The following is an 18501-nucleotide window of genomic DNA, read 5'->3' on the forward strand; positions in this document are numbered from 1 at the left end:
TTTTCGCACCTTTTTTATTCAAAATATGCTTATCAAAATCTCCTCAAAACAAAATTCTTTCCTTTTATATTGAGTAATACAGACAGGATTGAGATAACTTTTGAGAAATATAGGAGTTAAGAAGTCCCCCCTGATTCGTCAGACTTGCATCTTAGGAACTTCGGGGGGTAGAGGGGAATCTCTGCGTAAATCCTATATCGTTTATATCAGTTACCCTTTTAGTCCTAACTTTAAGTGAGTTGAATTAATATTATTAAGATGATTACGATAATACTCATAGTCTGTCATCCTGACTGTGCAAGCATTAAAAAAAATATTTGGTGTGGGGGTGCTAGTATTTTTTGAGTGGGGTACTAGCATTTTTGAGGGAGGGGACGGGGTATTTTGTACTCAAAGCCAAACTAATATCGGCTATTGGTTTGAGATATTTATTAGGGAAGATTCACAAGTACAAACTGTACTCAAATGACAGCATCTCATGACAAGACTAGACCTAAGATATCTTGAATAACTCAGAAACAAAATTAAGATATTCTAAGGAAGGTAGAACAGTATTATTTTCAACAATCAATACCCAACACTCATGTTGGGTTTCATGCTATTGCTCCGCAACGCTCACGCGAACAACCCAACCTACGAATCAAGACTTTTTTCAATTTGGCGAAGGTATTAACAATTAGGAATATTTTCTTGTGGGAATAGACAGAAGTTATGGTAAAATGGCTAATATAAAGAACTAATCAGATAAATATGTAACTGAAATAGATTAATATATAAACTTTAGGAGTTTAGGAGTTAAAAAATGCGAATTGCTAAAGACGTAACAGAACTTATTGGAAAAACGCCATTAATTCAGTTAAATAAAATTCCCCAAGCCGAGGGAGTAGTAGCTAGGATAGTTGTCAAATTAGAAAGTATGAATCCTGCGGCTTCTGTCAAAGACAGAATTGGCGTAAGTATGATCCTTTCCGCTGAATCTGAAGGTTTAATTTCACCGGGTAAAACCATTTTAGTTGAACCAACATCTGGTAATACAGGTATTGCTTTAGCAATGGTAGCAGCCGCCCGTGGCTACAAGTTAATTTTAACTATGCCAGAAACCATGAGCCAAGAAAGACGGGCTATGTTGAGGGCTTATGGTGCAAGTTTGGAATTAACACCAGGAACCCAGGGAATGCGGGGCGCAATTAACAAAGCAGAGGAAATTGTTGCCAATACTCCTAATGCCTTTATGTTACAACAATTTGCCAACCCAGCTAACCCGAAAATTCACCGAGAAACCACCGCTGAGGAAATTTGGGCGGATACTGACGGAGAAGTTGATATCTTAATTTCTGGGGTAGGAACGGGCGGCACAATTACTGGTATTGCTGAAGTAATTAAACAACGCAAACCAAGTTTTCAAGTTATTGCAGTTGAACCTAGTAACAGTCCGATTCTATCAGGTGGTAAACCCGGTTCTCACAAAATTCAAGGAATTGGTGCGGGATTTATTCCTGATGTTTTGCGTCAAGATTTAATTGATGAAATAATTCAAGTGGAGGACGCAGCAGCAATTGAATATGGACGGAGATTAGCTAGGGAGGAAGGTTTATTATCAGGAATCTCTTCGGGTGCGGCTTTATCTGCTGCTATTGAAGTTGGTAAACGCCCAGAAAATGCGGGTAAATTAATAGTAATGATTCAACCTTCTTTTGGTGAACGCTATTTAAGCACCGCATTGTTTCAAGATTTAATGAGTTAAACATTTTGTAAGGTTGGGTTGACGTATGTTACCCAACATTTACCCGGTTTACGAAAAAAAACAGTGTCATTATTTCAATTTCATGTTTTTAAACATGAGTTTTTCTGTTCCCTGTTGCTTCTTCCTCTCAAACCTTAGAGAATGGTAACATTGATGCGATCGCTAATTTTTGGCTTAAACTGTTAGGGTGGTGGTAATGCTATTCCCGTTTTTCTAAACTCTGCGGGTAAAGGTTCATTATTAAACATCTCCGGTAAAGATTGTAGAGACGTTCCATGGAACGTCTCTACAGGGGTTTCATGTCACGCATATTTAATTTTCACCAGATGTCTATTGGTCAGCAAATTATACAAAGTCGCAGCTAAAGCATAAACTGTCTAATTTGGTAAATATAATTAATATAAAGCCTCATGTTAACTATCAATCATGAGGTGGGCAATGCCCACCCTACAAATTTATAAATTCACACCATGTTTCTTAGCAATTTCTACAAGTTGCTCATATTGATGTTGTGATGCTTTAGCTAAAATTGCATCTGCTTCTTCTGGATTAGTACCATCTTTAGGAATTAAATACTTAACATAAAGAGAAACAAAATCAACCACAGCAGCCAAACCTGTTAATTCGTGTTTATCGGCTTGTTTGCCAGCAATTACAGCTACCAAACCTGCTCTAATGGGGTCAGGTCTAACTTTCATAAATTGGTCAACTAATTGCTTAGAATAATCCGCTGGTGCTAAATTCTTTAACTTACTTTGATCAGGTTTAAATTCTAATCCTGCGGCTGTTGATTGATCCAACATACACCATTCTATAAATTCTTGGAGTGCGGCTTCAGGAAGCTTAGGAAGATATTGATGTAGTTCTAAATTAGACACAATTAGTTACCACTTTTAGTATTTAGTAATTCCTAATTGATAATTCTTAATCTGATAGTTAGGAATTATCAATTATTCCTTAAAATTCAGACTAACCCACTGATTTGGGAACTTTTGTACTGCACATAACAATTATATAGAACCCTGACTTATCGAAAAATAGAGAAAAGAACAGATCCCCGACTTCTCTAAGAAGTCGGGGATCTTAAGTATTAAGTAACATAAATTAAGCTGTTCTAAAACGAGCTAATTCTTCGCCGGTTTTCGCGTCGTGGGCGTGAACAGTACACACCAAACATGAATCAAAAGAACGGGCGACATGACCCACTTCTACGGGGTCTTTCGGGTCTTGAATTGGTGTTCCAATTAATGCTTTTTCAATTGGTCCTAGTTGTCCTTCTCCGTCACGGGGTCCAATATTCCAAGTACCGGGAGCGATAACTTGATAATTCTTAATTTTACCTTTTTCGATTTCTACCCAGTGACACAATGCACCTCTAGCGGCTTCAGTTGCACCCCAACCTTTACCATCTTTTTCTTCGGGCTTAATATACCAAGGATCGTTTAATTTGAACTCTCTTAAACACCGTTCAGCTTGGCGATATAGTTTCACTATTTCGTGGACTCTTCCTAATTGACGAAGATGAACACTTGCACCACCCATTTTCTTAAATGTATCGAGAATAAATGGGTCATAATGTTGCCAAGATTCCCCATGATTTCCCCCTGCAACTAATTGACGGGCTAGGGGTCCTGCTTCTAAACGTCCTAAGTCTTGGTGGAGGACTGCACTAGACCAAGAATATGCCCCATTAAAGTCTTTTTGGTTGTTATTAATTGGTGTGGTTGTGCGATCGCTCGGATGCCAATCTTCTGTACCCTCATCATACCAAGAATGGGTTAAATTCTCACGAGCAAAGGATTGATTCATCAAGCTATGAGTATCCGTAAAACTATCATAAACACCGCCTTTCATAATCACAGCCGCGTTACGTCCTTCAATGGTGGGTTTATTGTATTTATCCTCATGGGGAATATAACCCCAAGTCACATATTTACCCACACCTGCACCATATCTATCTAAACCGATATCTAAACCCATGCGCCAATATAAACCCAAGTCAGATTCTCGATGTTTAACATCTTCATCTAACCACTTTTGAAAGTCTTCATAAGATTGAATTTCTTCATATCTTTCTAAAGAACAACCTAACCAAACTGGTTCTAACCAATTGGTGCGGAAATATTCCAAAATTGCCCAGGCGCGGGTAATATCAGTTAAAGTTGGGGCGCACATCACACCACCAGGCACCATATAACTGCTATGACAACAGGTGATATGCTGTAAATGTTCCTGAGTAACTTATTTTATCAGGTAATTTTGCTCGGACAGAACATTTTATTTTCACCATTTCAGTTTATAAATAAGGGAATATTTAGGGAATGAGTCAGGGTAATTTTTATCCCTAACAGTTACAGCAGTTTTCTTGTATTTGAACTACTATTATTAGACCTAACCCCCAGCCCCTTCCCTACCTCTCCCTAACCCTCTCCTAAGAGGAGAGGGAAAAAGAAAAACCTTTGTTGCTGGAAGGGGGGTAAATCAAAGCCTCTCTCCTTGCAGGAGAGAGGTTTGGAGAGAGGTCGGTTTGTGGTCTATTTACCTGAAAATAGCTGTACTGTAATATCGGAAACCTATCCCCCATCTCTACATGAGGATGCAAATGCAGACTCAAGGGACTGGTTCGCAGATATGTTTGCAGACTTTGAGCCGCAGAACACTACAGATGGCAGCTATAGAGGCACAATGGCAAAAATAAAAGCAACGGAATTACAGTATCAAGCAGTTTTTGAACAGAAGTTAATTGAAGCTAATAATAATTTAAAAAGGGAGAGAATAAGAGTTAGTATTAAACAAACTGGCAATTCTCTCCAATTACGAGCTACCTTACCTTTAAAACCAGGAGATTACAGTTTAGGTAAGACAAAAAAGCAGTATGATTTATCTCTAGGAATACCCGCAAATTTAGAGGGATTAAAAACTGCAATTGAAGAAAGTTATGAGTTGGGGAAATTAATTGCTCGTCATACTTTCGAGTGGAATGAGAAGTATTTAGGAATTAAATCGAGAGAGAAGCAAGAGATAAAAACTATTGGGGAATTATTAAATACATTTGATGAAAAATATTATCAAACCCGTCAGAAAACTATCACCAGTCAAAATACTTTTGCTAACTATATATCTGTCATTAAAAGAAACTTGACTCTCACCCATTTAGCGACAAAAGAAAATTTTGAGGAAGTTATTAATTCAGTTCAAGGTAATAAAAAAAATGAACTAATAGCAGTAACTTCGGTTTTGATAAAAACTTTTAATTTAGGATTTCAATTGGATGTAAAACGAGATCATGTCACTCCTGCTTATCGAGAAATACCCGATGATCAAAAAATCATATCTGGTTTTTACCTGTTTGAAAAATTCGCCCTCAACCGCAAAAATACAAACATTAGTGATGAAATAGATACTTGGGAAATGTGGCGTTGGGTATATGGAATGTTGGCGACGTTTGGATTAAGACCAAGGGAATTATTTGTCCAACCAGATATTAATTGGTGGATGTCTTCCCAAAATATAGATCATACTTGGAAAGTGAATAAAAATACCAAAACTGGATATCGAGAAGTTATTCCTTTTGTACCTGAATGGATAGAATTATTTGATTTACATAATCCCAAACCATTAAAGATTTTAGAACAAAAGGTGGCAAAAATTGCATCTGTACAAAATATTAATTGGATGCGAAGAGATATATCTAGATGGTTTAGAAAGGTGGGAATTGAGTTTCAACCCTATGATTTACGGCATGGTTGCGCGATTCGAGCGCATCTTCAGGGAATACCAATTAAAGCCGCAGCAGACAATTTAGGTCATACTGTTGATGAACATACAAAAACCTATCAAAGATGGTTTGGGATTGAAAACCGGAAAAAAGCCTTTGGTGAGGTAATTAGTCAAAAGTCGTTAGTTGAGTTGCAGAAGAATGAAATATTGGCGTTGAGGATGGAGAATGAAAGGTTGAAGTTGGAAGTTGAAAAGTTGAAATTCTTGGTTACTAAAAATCCAGAGGAATGGGAACAGGTTTATTATCACGGTTAAGAATTTGGGTATAAATTATGGTGGTTTTTACGTTAATTAAGGGATATACAGAGAAATTTGTGTATAATACCCATATAGAGTTGGAATAACATTGATGAACAAGCTTTGTTTAACGTTTTTTGCGATGTCTCTTTTTGCGACTACAACTTCAACGGTATTTATCAAACAAGCTAGAGCTAATCCACTTAGGATATGTACTAGAGAGGAAGTTGAAGCTTCACTTGCGAATTTAGATACTCTGAAGGACTGTCAACCGGATTTTTCTCAAGCTAATGAGGAAATTGCACAACTCAGTGCATGTAGCCAAATCCAAATGCCAGAGGTGCTAAATCTGATGAGACCAATTGCCGAGCCACGATTGCTAAAGTGTGTACCAGATTTGGAACAAGTTAATTCCCTAGCTTCAAGTATTGGAGGTAAAATCAGTGGTGCTTTGGCTAATTTATCTGGGGCTGAAATCGGCAATGAAGGCAAGTATGAGCTTACAGGTATCAGCTACAACATCGCGGGTAAATAGATCAAGATTGAAGGAGTCGCTCGAGCGAGACATGTGTATGGCGAGATTAAAGAACAATTTCCAGTTCCGGTGACGAAGTACCGGAAAGAACAGTTTCCAGTTCCGGTGACGAAGTATCGGAAAGAAAAAGTTCCTGTCACGGTTATGAAAACCCAAACTAAGAAGGTGCTTTATGTTGAGATGGAATCTAGATGTCTAGCCAGCTTCAGGGGTAAATGTATTAGTAGAGCAAATGTGCCAGTAGACAAGTACCGAGACGTGACAGTTAAAGTACCTGTTGTTGAAATGCAATGGAAAGATGTTCCCTATCCATCTGTAGAAATGCAATGGAAAACTGTTCCATATCCAGACGTTGAAATGCAGTGGAAAACTGTTCAACCTCCACCAATTTCGGCTACTTGTAATTTCACTTACCTTTTCAACATAACCACAACTGAATCCACCCCAACAATGAGTTGCGGGCAGGGTGGACTAGGCAACTTGACACTCAATGCCAGCGCAATTGCCAGAGTTTTGAAGGGCGAAGTTCCATCAATTGGGAGCGTGGTTTCATCTTTGGGCGTGACACCTCCAGGAGTAGTTGAGAAACTGGATGATACTTACGACCGAATGCGCGCTAAAAAAACTGCGGGAGAAACCTTTTCCTATTTTTCCTCCCGATCTTTTGTTGAATGGGCTTCTGCCAAAAATTTAGCAGTCAATATCGCTGCATCAACTGTTACTGGTGGTGCGCTCTCTAGCCAACTTGTGGCAGAACTTGAAGGAAAACTTACCTCAGAGTTTTTGTATTTCTCTCAGTTTGCAGCAGAAAAAGGTGCAACCATAGCGATTGGACAGTTTCTTGAACTAGCTAAGACAGGGAGCATGGATATTCCCAACTTTGGTTCTATCCAATTCGAGGTGGTTAATGTTCCTCTAGTTCGGACTATGTGTGTTGCAGGTAGGGCTGACAGATGCAGTCCATCCCTTCCAGAACCTAGAATAGGTTTCGTTTTGAAGTTAAGAACTAATTGATACGGAGAACTTCTGTAAAGGGCTACTATAATCGCTGCATAAAAACCCGGTTGGAGCGGACTTCTGATAGATATTGCGAGATTGCCAAGATCACTTTCAGCCGCTCAACAGGAACGTTATACCAAACTGCGATCGCTAATATTGAGTTAATGCGATCGCTCAATTTCCATATTCTTGTGCTTCCTTAACTGTGATTAAATGCGATCGCTAATATTGGGGAAATGCGATCGCTCAAAATCCATTATCTTGTGATTCTTTAACTGTGATTAACTGCGATCTCATGGGTAAGCGATCGCTCAAAATCCATTTCCTTGTGCTTCCTTAACTGTGATTAACTGCGATCGCTAATATTTGGTTAATGCGATCGCTCAATTTCCATATTCTTGTGCTTCCTTAACTGTGATTAAATGCGATCGCTAATATTGGGGAAATGCGATCGCTCAAAATCCATTATCTTGTACTTCCTTAACTGCGATCGCTCAATTGCCAAACAAATAAATCAATAAAAATATGCGTGCAAACATTGACACTCAGAAGTTAGAACGTCTGATGCAAGTCTTAGGTAGAGAAGCCCAGGGTTCAGGCTGCATCTACTTTACAGGTGGTGCTAGTGCGCTACTAATTGGATGGCGTAACTCCACAGTTGACGTTGATATTCGTCTAGACCCTGAACCACCAGGCATTTTTCAAGCAATCGCCAAACTCAAACAAGAATTAAACATTAATATCGAATTAGCATCTCCGCAGGATTTCTTGCCACCTCTTCCAGGATGGCGTGATAGAAGCGTATTCATTGGCAAACAAGGTCAAATTTCCTTTTATCACTATGATTTTACAGCCCAAGCTCTTTCTAAACTATCCAGGGGATTTGACCGTGATATTAAAGATATTGAAGCCATGTACAAACAGAAATTATTCTCTTTGAATGATTTACGGAATTGTTTTGAAGCGATCGCACCTGAACTAATCAGATTCCCATCTCTTAATCCTGATATGCTTAGAAGCAGAGTCGAGAAATTTATTGAACGTTGTGAAGATAATCTGGAGGATGATCAATCATGAATCTCAATGAGTTGCCAGGATCTGAGATAATCTTGCCTGGACTGAGTGATCTGCACAGTGGTGAATCTAATACAATTGGAGCATTGTTAGCTGCGATCGCGTCAACCCGCTTAACTGAAGCTGGTTTAGATATCCCTAAAAATCACTTAGCTCCAGAACCAGAGCTAACTTTATATGCCCTTCTCCAAGATGAACGAGAGGATGCTTACATTTACTATAATGCTTTGCTTAATCAACTAAATAGCTTTTGCAATGCTCTTGAACTCAGTTATAAATATAAACCCGCTAAATTTACTGTTTAATATCTTTGAGAAAAGCGATTCCTACGGAGTTCGCTATCGCTCAATTTCCATTATCTTGTGATTCTTTAACTGGGATTAACTGCGATAGCGAAGCGCTGACTTGTCAGTTCGCTAATATTGGGGAAATGCGATAGCGAAGCGCTCCGTAGGAATCGCTTAAAATCTATTATCTTGTGCTTCCTTAACTGGGATTAACTGCGATCTCATGGGTAAGCGATCGCTCAATTTCCATTATCTTGTGATTCTTTAACTGGGATTAACTGCGATCGCTACTGTCTTGATTATCAAGTGATAAAATAAAAAAAGGAATAACAACTACTCACCCCAAGAACATCTTTTAGACTGCACAGTATCAGAAGAGAAAAAATAATGGCTGAACTCAAACTAAGATCAAAAGATCCAGATTCCCTCAGACGAATTATTGAAAGTGCTTTATCAGAAAGATTACAAAGTGTAATAGCAGGAATAAAAAGAACAGAAGAACGAATTATAGAATTGGAAACCAAGTATCAATTATCAACAAAGGATTTTATAACCCGTTTTAATAATGATGAATTATCCCATAATTTTGATTTTGATGAATGGATTGGCGAATCTCGAATGTTGACACATTTACAACAAATGAAAGAGTCTATAGAGGAGATTGATTTTGTTAATTGAAGATTATTTTCAACAGATTCAGCTTTTAATTGAATCTTCAGAAATTGTCAAAATATTCAATATTGAAAGTGAAAAAAGAGGAATATATGAAGGCTTGATCAGAGGAAAAATTGATTTTCAAGATAATTCTTTGTTGCATTTACGAGAATTTGTCTATGTTGAAATCTCCATAGATCGAAAAATGTATAGTTATCAATATATGAATTCAGAAAATAAACTAATTTTTCGTTATGACAATACTGAACATCATCGAAAATTAAATCTCCCTACTTTTCCTCATCATAAACATGATGGAAGTGAGGATAATGTGATTAAATCAGATGCTCCTTTTTTAAATGAGGTACTCAATGAGGTTAAACAAATATTAGGATAGTGCGATAGTGAAGCGCGACCTAGAAATCGCTCAAAATCCATTTTCTTGTGCTTCCTTCACTGGGATTAACTGCGATCGCTAATGTTGGGTTAGTGCGATAGCGAAGCGCTCCGTAGGAATCGCTCAAAATCTATTGTCTTGCGCTTCCTTAACTGTGATTAAGTGCGATTGATAATATTGGGGAATGCGATAGCGAAGCGCTCCGTAGGAATCGCTCAAAATCCATTGTCTTGTGCTTCTTTAACTGTGATAGTGCGATCGCTAATATTTGGTTAATGCGATAGCGAAGCACTCCGTAGGAATCGCTCAATATCCAAACAAATCAATAATAAAGATGTGTGCAGAGTGTGTTTTATATTCAGTGGCAGGGTAAAAATTAAAATTGCTCCTCTCTACAAAGCTATAATGTGATTGAAGTCAAAAAACTATAATCCGATATGTCAAGCATTGAACAAATTGAAGCAGCTATTCTAACGCTTCCACCAGAACAATTTCAGCGACTTCGGCAATGGATCTTAGACGTAGACTACCAACATTGGGACGAGCAGCTAGAACAAGACATCGCAGATGGCAAACTGGAGGCTTTAGCAGAAGAAGCGATCGCTGAGTTTAAAGCGGGACATTGCCGAGAACTCTGATGCACTACACAACGCGAAGATTTTGGAAATGCTATGACGATTTGCCCCCTCAAATTCAGGAAACAGCAGATCAGTGTTACGAACTTTTGAAAGCTGATCCATCTCATCCATCATTACACTTCAAGAAGATCGGTAAAAAATACTGGTCAGTTCGAGCAGGATTAGACTATCGGGCTTTAGGAGTTGAGGTAGAAAGCGGTATTTCTTGGTTTTGGATCGGAACTCACGCAGAATATGACAAGCTCATTGGTAAGCTTTAACCAGCAGTCCAGCCAACCCGGAGGGTGCGTTATATTCCATTAATGCACTTTATAATTTTACCGTTGAACATCTTTGGGAAAAGCATTTCCAGTTTCTTGTGCTTCCTTAACTGTGATTAACTGCGATAGCGTAAGCGCTGACTTGTCAGTTCGCTAATATTGGGGAAATGCGATAGCGAAGCGCTCCGCAGGAATCGCTCAATATCCATTTTCTTGTACTTTCTTGTACTTCCTTGACTTCGATTAACTGCGATCGCTAGTTCTAGTTTAAGTGCGATCGCTCAAAATCCATTATCTTGTGCTTCCTTAACTGCGATTAAGTGCGATTGATCATATTGGGGAATGCGATCGCTCAAAATCCATTGTTTTGTGATTCTTTAACTGTGATTAACTGCGATCTCATGGGTAAGCGATCGCTCAAAATCCATTATCTTGTGCTTCCTGAACTGCGATAGCGTAAGCGCTGACTTGTCAGTTCGCTAATATTGAGTTAATGCGATAGCGAAGCGCCCCGCAGGAATCGCTCAAAATCCATTTTCTTGATCAACCAGGAGGAAATTTAACTTAAATAGAAATATGGGGACTTGATTAACTGATGTAAAAAACAAAGGAGGCTTTATGAAAGCTGTTGAGTTAGTAGGGACAGTAAACACAAATGGGCAGATTAATTTAGACCAAGCATTAACATTTCCTTACGGCAGTCGTGTTAAGGTTATTGTCTTATTACCTGAGTTGATTGATCAGGTAGACGGTGATCAGGAGATATTCCAACCAATAAGCCTAAACGACCCTAAACTAATTAATACATTAAAAATGCGGACTTTGATTGAGACAAGCTTAACTGATATGGCAAATGATCCAGAGATCCAAAGAGAGATAGGTCTAATTAATGCTGAGTTTGAAATCTCTGAACTGGATGGAATAGAAAGGTTATGAGCGTTCAGCGATCTGAAATTTACTCCGTCAATCTTAATCCAGTTCAAGGTAGAGAACAAGCAGGAGAGCGTCCTGTTTTAGTGCTTTCTGTAGATGCTATTAATCAATTACCATTAGTTGTTACAGTAGTTGTTGGTACAAAAGGAACAAATATCACCAAAAACTACCCAACAAATGTGAGGTGTTTACCTGAAGAAACTGGATTATTAATCGAGACAGTATTTCTATGCTTTCAAATTCGTTCACTTGATTTAAAGCGTTTTCCTAGCCAGCCTTCTGGCAAACTCTCAGATGCTAAAATGCAGGACATAGAAACCGTAGTTCGCTATTGTTTGGGACTTTAGTCTCGTTTCAACAGCAGTCTGTGAGGTACAGTCTAACGGGGCTGTTAAACATCTTTGAGAAAAGCGATCAAAGCGATCGCTCAAAATCCATTGTCTTGTGCTTCCTTAACTTCGATTAATTGCGATCTCATGGGTAAGCGATTCCTACGGAGCGCTTCGCTATCGCTCAATATCCATTATCTTGTGCTTCGTTAACTATGATTAACTGCGATCTCATGGGTAAGCGATCGCTCAATATCTATTTCTTTGTGCTTCCTTAACTGTGATAGCGTAAGCGCTGACTTGTCAGTTCGCTAATATTGAGTTAGTGCGATAGCGAAGCGCTCCGCAGGAATCGTTTTTTGCTAAACTATAATCAAGGAAACAGCAAAATTAGATTATGAACTTAGATACAATTCAACAAGATATTGCGTCTCTTCCTCCCGATGCACAACAAATCATAGTCGAACTCGTAGAAGTCCTGAAAAAACGCTATCTTCTGAATCAACAGGAATCCTCAGAAAATTCCTTGCCAGACTGGTCAGACTTTATTGGTTGCATAGAAGCTGAAACAGACCTCTCAAAAAACTATAAAAATTACTTAGACCGTGAACTTAATCAAAAATATGATCATAGTTGATACAGGCTTTTGGTTAGCTCTTGCCAATAAACAAGATGCAGTTCATATAGCCGCCAAAAAACGATTTCAAGATTTAGCTAATCAGCAATTTATTACAACCTGGTGTGTCGTCACAGAAACTTGCTATCTATTACAAAAAAGAGTAGGAGTAGATGCTCCAAAAATCTTTATTAATAAAATTTCTACGGGAAAACTACAAATCTTTGATCTCAAACAACATCATTGCCAGCGTATTGAAGAACTAATGGAAAAATATAAAGATTTACCGATGGATTTAGCCGATGCTTCTCTCGTTATCCTGGCAGAAGAATTAGGTCATGGCCAAATTTTATCGGTTGATTATCGAGATTTTAACACCTATCGCTGGAAAAATACAGAACCGTTCGATAACCTCTTTCATGAATTTTTATGATGTAGTGCGATGCCTATGGCGAGGGAAGCGATCGCTCAATTTCCATTATCTTGTGCTTCGTTAACTATGATTAACTGCGATCTCATGGGTAAGCGATAGCGAAGCTCTGCTGCAAGCAGTTCGCCATCCTTCAGAATCAAGCAGTGGAATTGCTTATGCTAAAGTAGTTCTCAAGTTAATTCAAGATTGTGATGAGCCTGAGAAAGATGTTGAAACAATTCTTAATAAAACTACCTTTGACTAATCTCGAATACCAAGTCATATCTGTAAAAACACACATCAAACGCAAGAAAAAAGTTCATGTGTCCTAGTATTAACGGTGCATACTTATCTTGTGTCCAAGCAAAAGCCAAATCCACAGCAGGGAATTGTTCAACAGTGGCTTTCACAACTAATGCACGAGCTTCAAATCTAGCTAAATTACCGCCTAATGGCAAAGACAACCTTTGATTTTCCCAGACTGCGCCTAATGCTAATCCCATTTCATAAGGCAAGACATTAACGCTAGAGCCAGTATCCAACAGACCCGAAACGTTCAAAGACTGATTTTGATACGTTAATTTCAGTGGTAAATAAGGAAGTGTACTTAATGCTCCAAGACTGGGATCTACCTCAGTGAAGGCAAATCTTACTTTATTAACCATGAGTCAATTCTTGTGTCTCTTTTAATGCTTGAGCTAAAATGGCAGCAGCCTCAAAAGAGTCATGTAAACCTTGTCTATGGACATCATCTTGAATAGACATCGGTACAATACCAGACTCCCTGAGCAACTCGGCTACAAGGAAATTAAGTAATAAGAGCTTATCGGAGTGAGATAATTGCCTAAGTATGGGAGCGAACTGAGTGGTTGTTAGCATAAGTTCAACGAAAGATACAGATTCTAGTTTTTTGCACTCTGTCTCATTGTAACACTCTCTTTGGAGCAAATTATCTTGTGCTTCCTTAACTGTGGTTAACTGCGATCTCATGGGTAAGCGATCGCGAAGCGCTGCTGCAAGCAGATCGCCGATCTTGTATTTACCGTCTTGATTATCAAGTGATAGAATAAAAAAAGGAATAACAACTACTCACCCCAAGAACATCTTTTAGACTGCACAGTATCAGAAGAGAAAAAATAATGGCTGAACTCAAACTAAGATCAAAAGATCCAGATTCCCTCAGACGAATTATTGAAAGTGCTTTATCAGAAAGATTACAAAGTGTAATAGCAGGAATAAAAAGAACAGAAGAACGAATTATAGAATTGGAAACCAAGTATCAATTATCAACAAAGGAATTTATAACCCGGTTTAATAATGATGAATTATCCCATAATTTTGATTTTGATGAATGGATTGGCGAATCTCGAATGCTGACACATTTACAACAAATGAAAGAGTCTATAGAGGAGATTGATTTTGTTAATTGAAAATCATTTTCAACAGATTCAGCTTTTAATTGAATCTTCAGAAATTGTCAAAATATTCAAGATTGAAAGTGAAAAAAGAGGAATATATGAAGGATTGATCAAAGGAAAAATTGATTTTGAAGATAATTCTTTGCTGCATTTACGAGAATTTGTCTATGTTGAAATCTCCATAGATCGAAAAATGTATAGTTATCAATATATGGATTCAGAAAATAAACTAATTTTTCGTTATGACAATACTGAACATCATCGAAAATTAAATCTCCCTACTTTTCCTCATCATAAACATGATGGAAGTGAGGATAATGTGATTAAATCAGATGCTCCTTTTTTAAATGAGGTACTCAATGAGGTTAAAAAAATATTAGGATAGTGCGATACTGAAGCGCGACCTAGGAATTGCTAAAAATCCATTGTCTTGTGCTTCCTTAACTGGGATTAACTGCAACAGAAACAACCAGCACACTAAGATTCACTGTTATTCTTCAAGCAGCTTTTTGAGAATTTTTAGAGGATGGTTCAGCCAGAATTGGTTCAAAATCCTGGCTTTTGTCTCTTTGGATAAATTCATCTAGTAATTGAAAAAAGTAATCAAATGCAGCTTTTTCATCAATACAGGTGAGTAAAATAATTTTATCCCAAGCGTTAACAGTATGGATAGATAAGCGGTTTTGTAGCCAGGGTTGAAAGTTTTTATAAAAATCACTTTCATTTTCAGTATTAGTAATACCTAATTCAGAACGAGAAAAGCGATATCCCAAAATAAACATCCGTAAATTACTGATAGATGCTGTTCCCAAATATAAGCCTGGTTTGGTTTTAATTTTTTCGAGTAAGTTAAATAATGTACTCATTGAGTTTAACTCCATTAAAAATTTTCAAAATTCTTCTATTACTTCTATTTTAAACTCATTAGATAGAGAAGTAAAATCTTGAATCCAGTCATCTGGGTATAGTCCTTGTCGGGAAAGGTTGTCGAAAATTTTGCCAAAAACTTCAACACCGTAATGAACGCCATTTTCCGTAATAGTTTCAAAGCAACCGTGTTTTTCTAGGCGATCGCTCAAAATAAAGTCTTCATTGTCGTATATGGTCGAAAGTCGCCAAAGTTTACCAGGAATTTTACGTTGTTGTAGCCACTGTTTGAGTGTCTTGGCACATTCTTGGCAATGAAGTAATGGAAATCGAATGACAAGATTACCAATTGCTTGATGAATTTCAGCAATGGCTAAATCATCTGATAAAAAATCATTCAGAAACAGCAACTCCTAAAAAATGTTGCTCTTATTTTACAATACATTCACACAATTGAAAACAACCTTCATTGGTAGTGCAATGACTAGGGAGAGAGAAGCGATCGCTAATATTGGGTTAATGCGATCGCTGATCACATCGGATAATTTTGATCGTGCATTGCGATAGCGAAGCGCTGCTGCAAGCAGTTCGCTGATCCTGTAGGGTGCGTTAACGGAGTGTAACGCACCATATTTATGATTATTTACTGATTTTCGGTGCGTTACTAAAAAAAAGTTTCCTTTTTGACAAGTAAAGCATCGAGTAAAATGTTTGATTAAAGAGGATTGGGTTGAGGTTGAATGGGTCATTATTTCTGAGAGAACTAAGGTCTTTTTAGGGGTTTTCTTCGAGGATGATGACCAAGATTATTATCTTAGACTGTTGGAGGATAGGGAGGTTCGAGATAGATTATTAGCAGAAAATTGGGTAATTCTTGAAGTCACTTCTCTTGAGTCTTTAATTCAAGTCCTTTATTATTTGGTTTATAAGGTTCAATTGTTATAAAACCATCCCAAGCTCCCTATAATGTAATCAGTTAAGCCAGAGATTGTTTAAACTGTTTTATCAGTTGTTCAACCGTAAGAGGTTGTGTCCAACAATCCCCCCGCTTGTGAAGGCATATTTGTGATAGCTTCCGTAGATCAATTGAAACTACAATACACTTAATAAACAGACACCAATCACTATAATCGTACAACCGAAAAATCTTTGTTTAATGTTTTTTTCGTGGAAGAGAAAATAGCCATATCCCACACTCATCAATAAACCGCTTTGTTTCACTGCCACCGAATTTGCCGCTACTGTAGATGAGATCGCCATAACATGACACCACATATCAAGGGCTTTTAAGCTACCTAATAAAGTTAATTTAGCGAGATTAACCTTTAATTTAGACAACCAATTAGGTGAGTAAACCATAACAATAGGCAATGTCATTATAGCTGTACAAAAATAGAGAGAAGCCGAGAAAAACAAGGGTGAGGAGTTTTTCGCTCCAATTTTATCAAAAGAAGTGGTTAAAGCCCATAGAAAAGCGACTACCAGCATTAATCGAGAAGATGGGGTATTAATTAAAGATGTTAACGGTGCGAGATAATTGTTTTCCTTGGGCTTTAAATTTAAAAAATATGCACCAAAACAAATTAATAAAATACCTAAACATTGTACTTTTGAAGGAAATTCATTCAAAATAAAAGGGGAGGCTATCACTAAAAATAATGGCGAAAATCCCATTAATGGCACAGTCAAAGATATATCCCCAAAGCGCAAAGCCCTCATATATAGAATACCTCCTATAGTTGAAAGGGTGGCATCCGCTAATAAAGCCCACCAAAAATCTTTCCCGATGATAGGAATTGGATTGGGTGATAGTAACAACCAAGGTAGATAGATAATAAGGGTAAATGCCCTTAATGCCCAGGCAACTAAATACTCATCTAAGGATTGATTTCCTTTATTCGTGATAACTTTACTAAAGACATCTCGGAGAGACTCAAAGGAAGCAGCCGCCAAAGAGAAGTATAACCAAGCCATAGAGTTTAAAGTCTAAATTTTTATAGAAAAAAACAAGGGGTCAAACTTCCTATAATGACCCCAAGGTGATCTTAACCATTTTTAGTTTTATTACAAGTAAAGTGAGAAGTCAGTATATGAACTTGCCTCCTTACTAATCTTTTTTTATACCTTTGCTTTAGATGTGCCTTTTTTCAACCATTTCTCATCGCGTATGCCTCTAACACTGGCGGGATCAGGTTTTTCCCATCTTGCCCAAAAACTGACAGTTTCTTGTTGGTATTTCTGGGATTGACCCTCAAACCATTTTTGAAATTCATTATAATCCTCAAATGCAATCCACTCTGCATATCCTTGTTTTTTCCATGTTTGTTTGCCGTAGGCATTTTTTACCCCCGTATTAAGATAAGGCAATAGCACTTCAACCGCTTCATAATCATAAGCTGAGTACATTTCTCGTATTAAATGCACTAAACCAGATACTCCAACAGCTGAAATAACCCATGCAGACCAAGAAGTTAAGCCATCTTTTTCTAGCTTGTCTTTTACTTTTTCTTCCGTGAAAGAAGCACCAAGAGCTTCTGCAATGAAACTGAAAAAGTTCATAATCATTCTCCTATGCTAATTTGATGTCAATTTTAAGAACGTAACGGCTAAGTTGAGCTTCAGTCAGCACATTTTGCATTTTCCTAGATGTGCTAGATAGAGGTATTGCAAAATTCACTACACTAAATTTTTAGGGGTAGAAAGAGAGTCAGGGTTTCAAGCTACTAAAAATTTACTGAAATCACTAACTCTCTCCTCCCCATGAACAGTTAACTAGACACTGCACTGTGAATAGGGACTCTTAAGAACCACGAAGTTCGTGAATAACGTTAGAACTCTTCGAGTCTTTGGTGGTAGAACTATTAGTGTTAGAACTACTGCCTTTTGAATCACTCATAAGATGACCAGCTACAGATAATGCGGTTAATGCGGCAAGTCCCGCGATAGCACGAAGATTTGATTTTTCCTCTGACATGATTTAAGACCTCGAATAGAGAATGTTTTTTGGATAATTGTTGGATAAAGAGAGAATGAAGAATAAGCACTCCCTCTTTATGGTTCAAATTGGTTTACTGAGTTTAGGATTTGGATTTGTTGCTTGATGGCTGCGGTGGTGGTGGTGTAGAGCGACTAGATGCAACCAGTGCGCCCAGTGTAGCAGCACATAAGCCGACGAACTGAGCTACATTTGACCATGATTTTTCTTCTGACACGATTGAAGTCCTCGAATAGAGATTGTTTTTGGATGCTTGGATGACATGTTGTCATTTTTTGAACTGCAAAGTTTGGGAAATGAGAGAATGGAGAATAACCACTCCCTCT

At 37.8% G+C, this 18501-nt stretch carries 26 protein-coding genes and 1 pseudogene; 19 read left to right on the forward strand and 8 right to left on the reverse strand.

All coding sequences use genetic code 11. The features are described from left to right. Nucleotides 1–802 precede the first annotated feature (802 nt). Nucleotides 803–1744, forward strand: a complete 942-nt coding sequence (gene cysK, locus NG743_RS22765) for a cysteine synthase A (RefSeq protein ID WP_027401695.1) — start codon at nt 803–805, stop codon at nt 1742–1744. A gap of 455 nt (nt 1745–2199) precedes the next feature. Here cysK and NG743_RS22770 read toward each other — a convergent pair whose 3' ends face one another. Then, a complete protein-coding gene (locus NG743_RS22770; RefSeq protein WP_027401694.1) occupies nt 2200–2622 on the reverse strand; it encodes a hypothetical protein in 423 nt (140 codons plus the stop codon). Between the two features lie 226 nt (nt 2623–2848). Next, a pseudogene (locus tag NG743_RS22775) lies at nt 2849–3949 on the reverse strand (nickel-dependent hydrogenase large subunit); the annotation flags it as partial. Nucleotides 3950–4375: 426 nt separating this feature from the next. On the opposite strand from NG743_RS22775, the gene NG743_RS22780 reads away from it, so the two are divergent. The 15 genes from NG743_RS22780 to NG743_RS22850 all read left to right on the forward strand — a co-directional run bounded on the left by NG743_RS22780 (nt 4376) and on the right by NG743_RS22850 (nt 12916). Continuing rightward, nucleotides 4376–5779 (forward strand): site-specific integrase, encoded by a 1404-nt coding sequence (locus tag NG743_RS22780; protein WP_257122174.1) that lies wholly within the window; start codon nt 4376–4378, stop codon nt 5777–5779. Nucleotides 5780–5873: 94 nt separating this feature from the next. Continuing rightward, a complete protein-coding gene (locus tag NG743_RS22785; protein ID WP_257120950.1) occupies nt 5874–6296 on the forward strand; it encodes a hypothetical protein in 423 nt (140 codons plus the stop codon). A 69-nt stretch (nt 6297–6365) separates the two neighbouring features. Then, the gene (locus NG743_RS22790; protein ID WP_257120951.1) at nt 6366–7310 is read left to right on the forward strand and encodes a hypothetical protein; all 945 of its coding nucleotides are present in this window, start codon (nt 6366–6368) and stop codon (nt 7308–7310) included. Beyond that, nucleotides 7307–7498 carry a hypothetical protein gene (locus tag NG743_RS22795; RefSeq protein WP_257120952.1) on the forward strand — a complete coding sequence of 64 codons (192 nt, stop codon included), beginning with the start codon at nt 7307–7309 and terminating at the stop codon, nt 7496–7498. Before NG743_RS22790 ends, NG743_RS22795 begins: the two co-directional genes overlap by 4 nt. 322 nt (nt 7499–7820) lie before the next feature. Further along, on the forward strand, nt 7821–8372 hold the full coding sequence (locus NG743_RS22800; RefSeq protein ID WP_168503736.1) for a DUF6036 family nucleotidyltransferase: 552 nt from the start codon (nt 7821–7823) through the stop codon (nt 8370–8372). Further along, nucleotides 8369–8674: a hypothetical protein gene (locus tag NG743_RS22805; protein ID WP_257120953.1), complete on the forward strand. Its 306-nt coding sequence runs from the start codon at nt 8369–8371 to the stop codon at nt 8672–8674. Before NG743_RS22800 ends, NG743_RS22805 begins: the two co-directional genes overlap by 4 nt. Nucleotides 8675–9043: 369 nt before the next feature. Then, the gene (locus tag NG743_RS22810) at nt 9044–9334 is read left to right on the forward strand and encodes a hypothetical protein (RefSeq protein WP_027401690.1); all 291 of its coding nucleotides are present in this window, start codon (nt 9044–9046) and stop codon (nt 9332–9334) included. After that, complete coding sequence (locus NG743_RS22815) at nt 9324–9707, forward strand: toxin-antitoxin system TumE family protein (protein WP_027401689.1); 384 nt, start codon at nt 9324–9326, stop codon at nt 9705–9707. Before NG743_RS22810 ends, NG743_RS22815 begins: the two co-directional genes overlap by 11 nt. A 437-nt stretch (nt 9708–10144) precedes the next feature. Next, nucleotides 10145–10345: a hypothetical protein gene (locus NG743_RS22820; protein ID WP_027401688.1), complete on the forward strand. Its 201-nt coding sequence runs from the start codon at nt 10145–10147 to the stop codon at nt 10343–10345. Next, nucleotides 10345–10605 (forward strand): ParE family toxin-like protein, encoded by a 261-nt coding sequence (locus NG743_RS22825; RefSeq protein WP_027401687.1) that lies wholly within the window; start codon nt 10345–10347, stop codon nt 10603–10605. Before NG743_RS22820 ends, NG743_RS22825 begins: the two co-directional genes overlap by 1 nt. A 320-nt stretch (nt 10606–10925) precedes the next feature. After that, nucleotides 10926–11060: a hypothetical protein gene (locus tag NG743_RS22830; protein WP_257120954.1), complete on the forward strand. Its 135-nt coding sequence runs from the start codon at nt 10926–10928 to the stop codon at nt 11058–11060. Nucleotides 11061–11223: 163 nt separating this feature from the next. Next, nucleotides 11224–11541 (forward strand): hypothetical protein, encoded by a 318-nt coding sequence (locus NG743_RS22835; protein ID WP_015079366.1) that lies wholly within the window; start codon nt 11224–11226, stop codon nt 11539–11541. Beyond that, a complete protein-coding gene (locus tag NG743_RS22840; RefSeq protein WP_027401686.1) occupies nt 11538–11885 on the forward strand; it encodes a type II toxin-antitoxin system PemK/MazF family toxin in 348 nt (115 codons plus the stop codon). The genes NG743_RS22835 and NG743_RS22840 overlap by 4 nt, the downstream gene beginning before the upstream one ends. A gap of 379 nt (nt 11886–12264) precedes the next feature. Further along, nucleotides 12265–12504 carry a hypothetical protein gene (locus NG743_RS22845; RefSeq protein WP_257120955.1) on the forward strand — a complete coding sequence of 80 codons (240 nt, stop codon included), beginning with the start codon at nt 12265–12267 and terminating at the stop codon, nt 12502–12504. Further along, on the forward strand, nt 12491–12916 hold the full coding sequence (locus tag NG743_RS22850; protein ID WP_257120956.1) for a type II toxin-antitoxin system VapC family toxin: 426 nt from the start codon (nt 12491–12493) through the stop codon (nt 12914–12916). Before NG743_RS22845 ends, NG743_RS22850 begins: the two co-directional genes overlap by 14 nt. 230 nt (nt 12917–13146) lie before the next feature. On the opposite strand, the gene NG743_RS22855 is transcribed toward NG743_RS22850, so the two are convergent. After that, nucleotides 13147–13560 carry a hypothetical protein gene (locus NG743_RS22855; RefSeq protein ID WP_168695715.1) on the reverse strand — a complete coding sequence of 138 codons (414 nt, stop codon included), beginning with the start codon at nt 13558–13560 and terminating at the stop codon, nt 13147–13149. After that, complete coding sequence (locus NG743_RS22860; protein ID WP_015079365.1) at nt 13553–13774, reverse strand: hypothetical protein; 222 nt, start codon at nt 13772–13774, stop codon at nt 13553–13555. Before NG743_RS22860 ends, NG743_RS22855 begins: the two co-directional genes overlap by 8 nt. A gap of 260 nt (nt 13775–14034) precedes the next feature. Here NG743_RS22860 and NG743_RS22865 point away from each other — a divergent pair, with 260 nt between their 5' ends. Together NG743_RS22865 and NG743_RS22870 are read left to right on the forward strand one after the other, a co-directional pair. Next, entirely contained in the window at nt 14035–14325 is a 291-nt protein-coding gene (locus NG743_RS22865) for a hypothetical protein (RefSeq protein ID WP_015079369.1), read from the forward strand. Then, nucleotides 14315–14698, forward strand: coding sequence for a toxin-antitoxin system TumE family protein (locus tag NG743_RS22870; protein ID WP_193962785.1), 384 nt, complete (start codon nt 14315–14317; stop codon nt 14696–14698). The genes NG743_RS22865 and NG743_RS22870 overlap by 11 nt, the downstream gene beginning before the upstream one ends. Nucleotides 14699–14810: 112 nt before the next feature. On the opposite strand, the gene NG743_RS22875 is transcribed toward NG743_RS22870, so the two are convergent. Both NG743_RS22875 and NG743_RS22880 read right to left on the reverse strand, forming a co-directional pair. After that, nucleotides 14811–15179: a hypothetical protein gene (locus tag NG743_RS22875; protein WP_257120957.1), complete on the reverse strand. Its 369-nt coding sequence runs from the start codon at nt 15177–15179 to the stop codon at nt 14811–14813. 24 nt (nt 15180–15203) lie between these two features. After that, a complete protein-coding gene (locus tag NG743_RS22880) occupies nt 15204–15590 on the reverse strand; it encodes a papain fold toxin domain-containing protein (protein WP_257120958.1) in 387 nt (128 codons plus the stop codon). 301 nt (nt 15591–15891) lie between these two features. Here NG743_RS22880 and NG743_RS22885 point away from each other — a divergent pair, with 301 nt between their 5' ends. Then, nucleotides 15892–16125: a hypothetical protein gene (locus NG743_RS22885; RefSeq protein ID WP_257120959.1), complete on the forward strand. Its 234-nt coding sequence runs from the start codon at nt 15892–15894 to the stop codon at nt 16123–16125. Nucleotides 16126–16272: 147 nt separating this feature from the next. Here the strand turns inward: NG743_RS22885 and NG743_RS22890 are convergent, their stop codons facing one another. Next, nucleotides 16273–17154 (reverse strand): DMT family transporter, encoded by an 882-nt coding sequence (locus NG743_RS22890; RefSeq protein WP_257120960.1) that lies wholly within the window; start codon nt 17152–17154, stop codon nt 16273–16275. A 144-nt stretch (nt 17155–17298) separates the two neighbouring features. Continuing rightward, complete coding sequence (locus NG743_RS22895; RefSeq protein ID WP_257120961.1) at nt 17299–17739, reverse strand: hypothetical protein; 441 nt, start codon at nt 17737–17739, stop codon at nt 17299–17301. Nucleotides 17740–18501: the final 762 nt, after the last annotated feature.

It is taken from the genome of Dolichospermum heterosporum TAC447 (assembly GCF_024584745.1).
GTDB lineage: Bacteria > Cyanobacteriota > Cyanobacteriia > Cyanobacteriales > Nostocaceae > Dolichospermum > Dolichospermum heterosporum.

Bases quoted from the DNA above. Each gene is read 5' to 3' on its own strand.
- NG743_RS22860 (WP_015079365.1), bottom strand. From the start codon at position 13,774: ATGCTAACAACCACTCAGTTCGCTCCCATACTTAGGCAATTATCTCAC.
- NG743_RS22895 (WP_257120961.1), bottom strand. From the start codon at position 17,739: ATGAACTTTTTCAGTTTCATTGCAGAAGCTCTTGGTGCTTCTTTCACG.
- NG743_RS22800 (WP_168503736.1), top strand. From the start codon at position 7,821: ATGCGTGCAAACATTGACACTCAGAAGTTAGAACGTCTGATGCAAGTC.
- NG743_RS22875 (WP_257120957.1), bottom strand. From the start codon at position 15,179: ATGAGTACATTATTTAACTTACTCGAAAAAATTAAAACCAAACCAGGC.
- NG743_RS22845 (WP_257120955.1), top strand. From the start codon at position 12,265: ATGAACTTAGATACAATTCAACAAGATATTGCGTCTCTTCCTCCCGAT.
- NG743_RS22855 (WP_168695715.1), bottom strand. From the start codon at position 13,560: ATGGTTAATAAAGTAAGATTTGCCTTCACTGAGGTAGATCCCAGTCTT.
- NG743_RS22785 (WP_257120950.1), top strand. From the start codon at position 5,874: ATGAACAAGCTTTGTTTAACGTTTTTTGCGATGTCTCTTTTTGCGACT.
- NG743_RS22850 (WP_257120956.1), top strand. From the start codon at position 12,491: ATGATCATAGTTGATACAGGCTTTTGGTTAGCTCTTGCCAATAAACAA.
- NG743_RS22890 (WP_257120960.1), bottom strand. From the start codon at position 17,154: ATGGCTTGGTTATACTTCTCTTTGGCGGCTGCTTCCTTTGAGTCTCTC.
- NG743_RS22810 (WP_027401690.1), top strand. From the start codon at position 9,044: ATGGCTGAACTCAAACTAAGATCAAAAGATCCAGATTCCCTCAGACGA.
- cysK (WP_027401695.1), top strand. From the start codon at position 803: ATGCGAATTGCTAAAGACGTAACAGAACTTATTGGAAAAACGCCATTA.
- NG743_RS22835 (WP_015079366.1), top strand. From the start codon at position 11,224: ATGAAAGCTGTTGAGTTAGTAGGGACAGTAAACACAAATGGGCAGATT.
- NG743_RS22825 (WP_027401687.1), top strand. From the start codon at position 10,345: ATGCACTACACAACGCGAAGATTTTGGAAATGCTATGACGATTTGCCC.
- NG743_RS22805 (WP_257120953.1), top strand. From the start codon at position 8,369: ATGAATCTCAATGAGTTGCCAGGATCTGAGATAATCTTGCCTGGACTG.
- NG743_RS22840 (WP_027401686.1), top strand. From the start codon at position 11,538: ATGAGCGTTCAGCGATCTGAAATTTACTCCGTCAATCTTAATCCAGTT.
- NG743_RS22820 (WP_027401688.1), top strand. From the start codon at position 10,145: ATGTCAAGCATTGAACAAATTGAAGCAGCTATTCTAACGCTTCCACCA.
- NG743_RS22780 (WP_257122174.1), top strand. From the start codon at position 4,376: ATGTTTGCAGACTTTGAGCCGCAGAACACTACAGATGGCAGCTATAGA.
- NG743_RS22865 (WP_015079369.1), top strand. From the start codon at position 14,035: ATGGCTGAACTCAAACTAAGATCAAAAGATCCAGATTCCCTCAGACGA.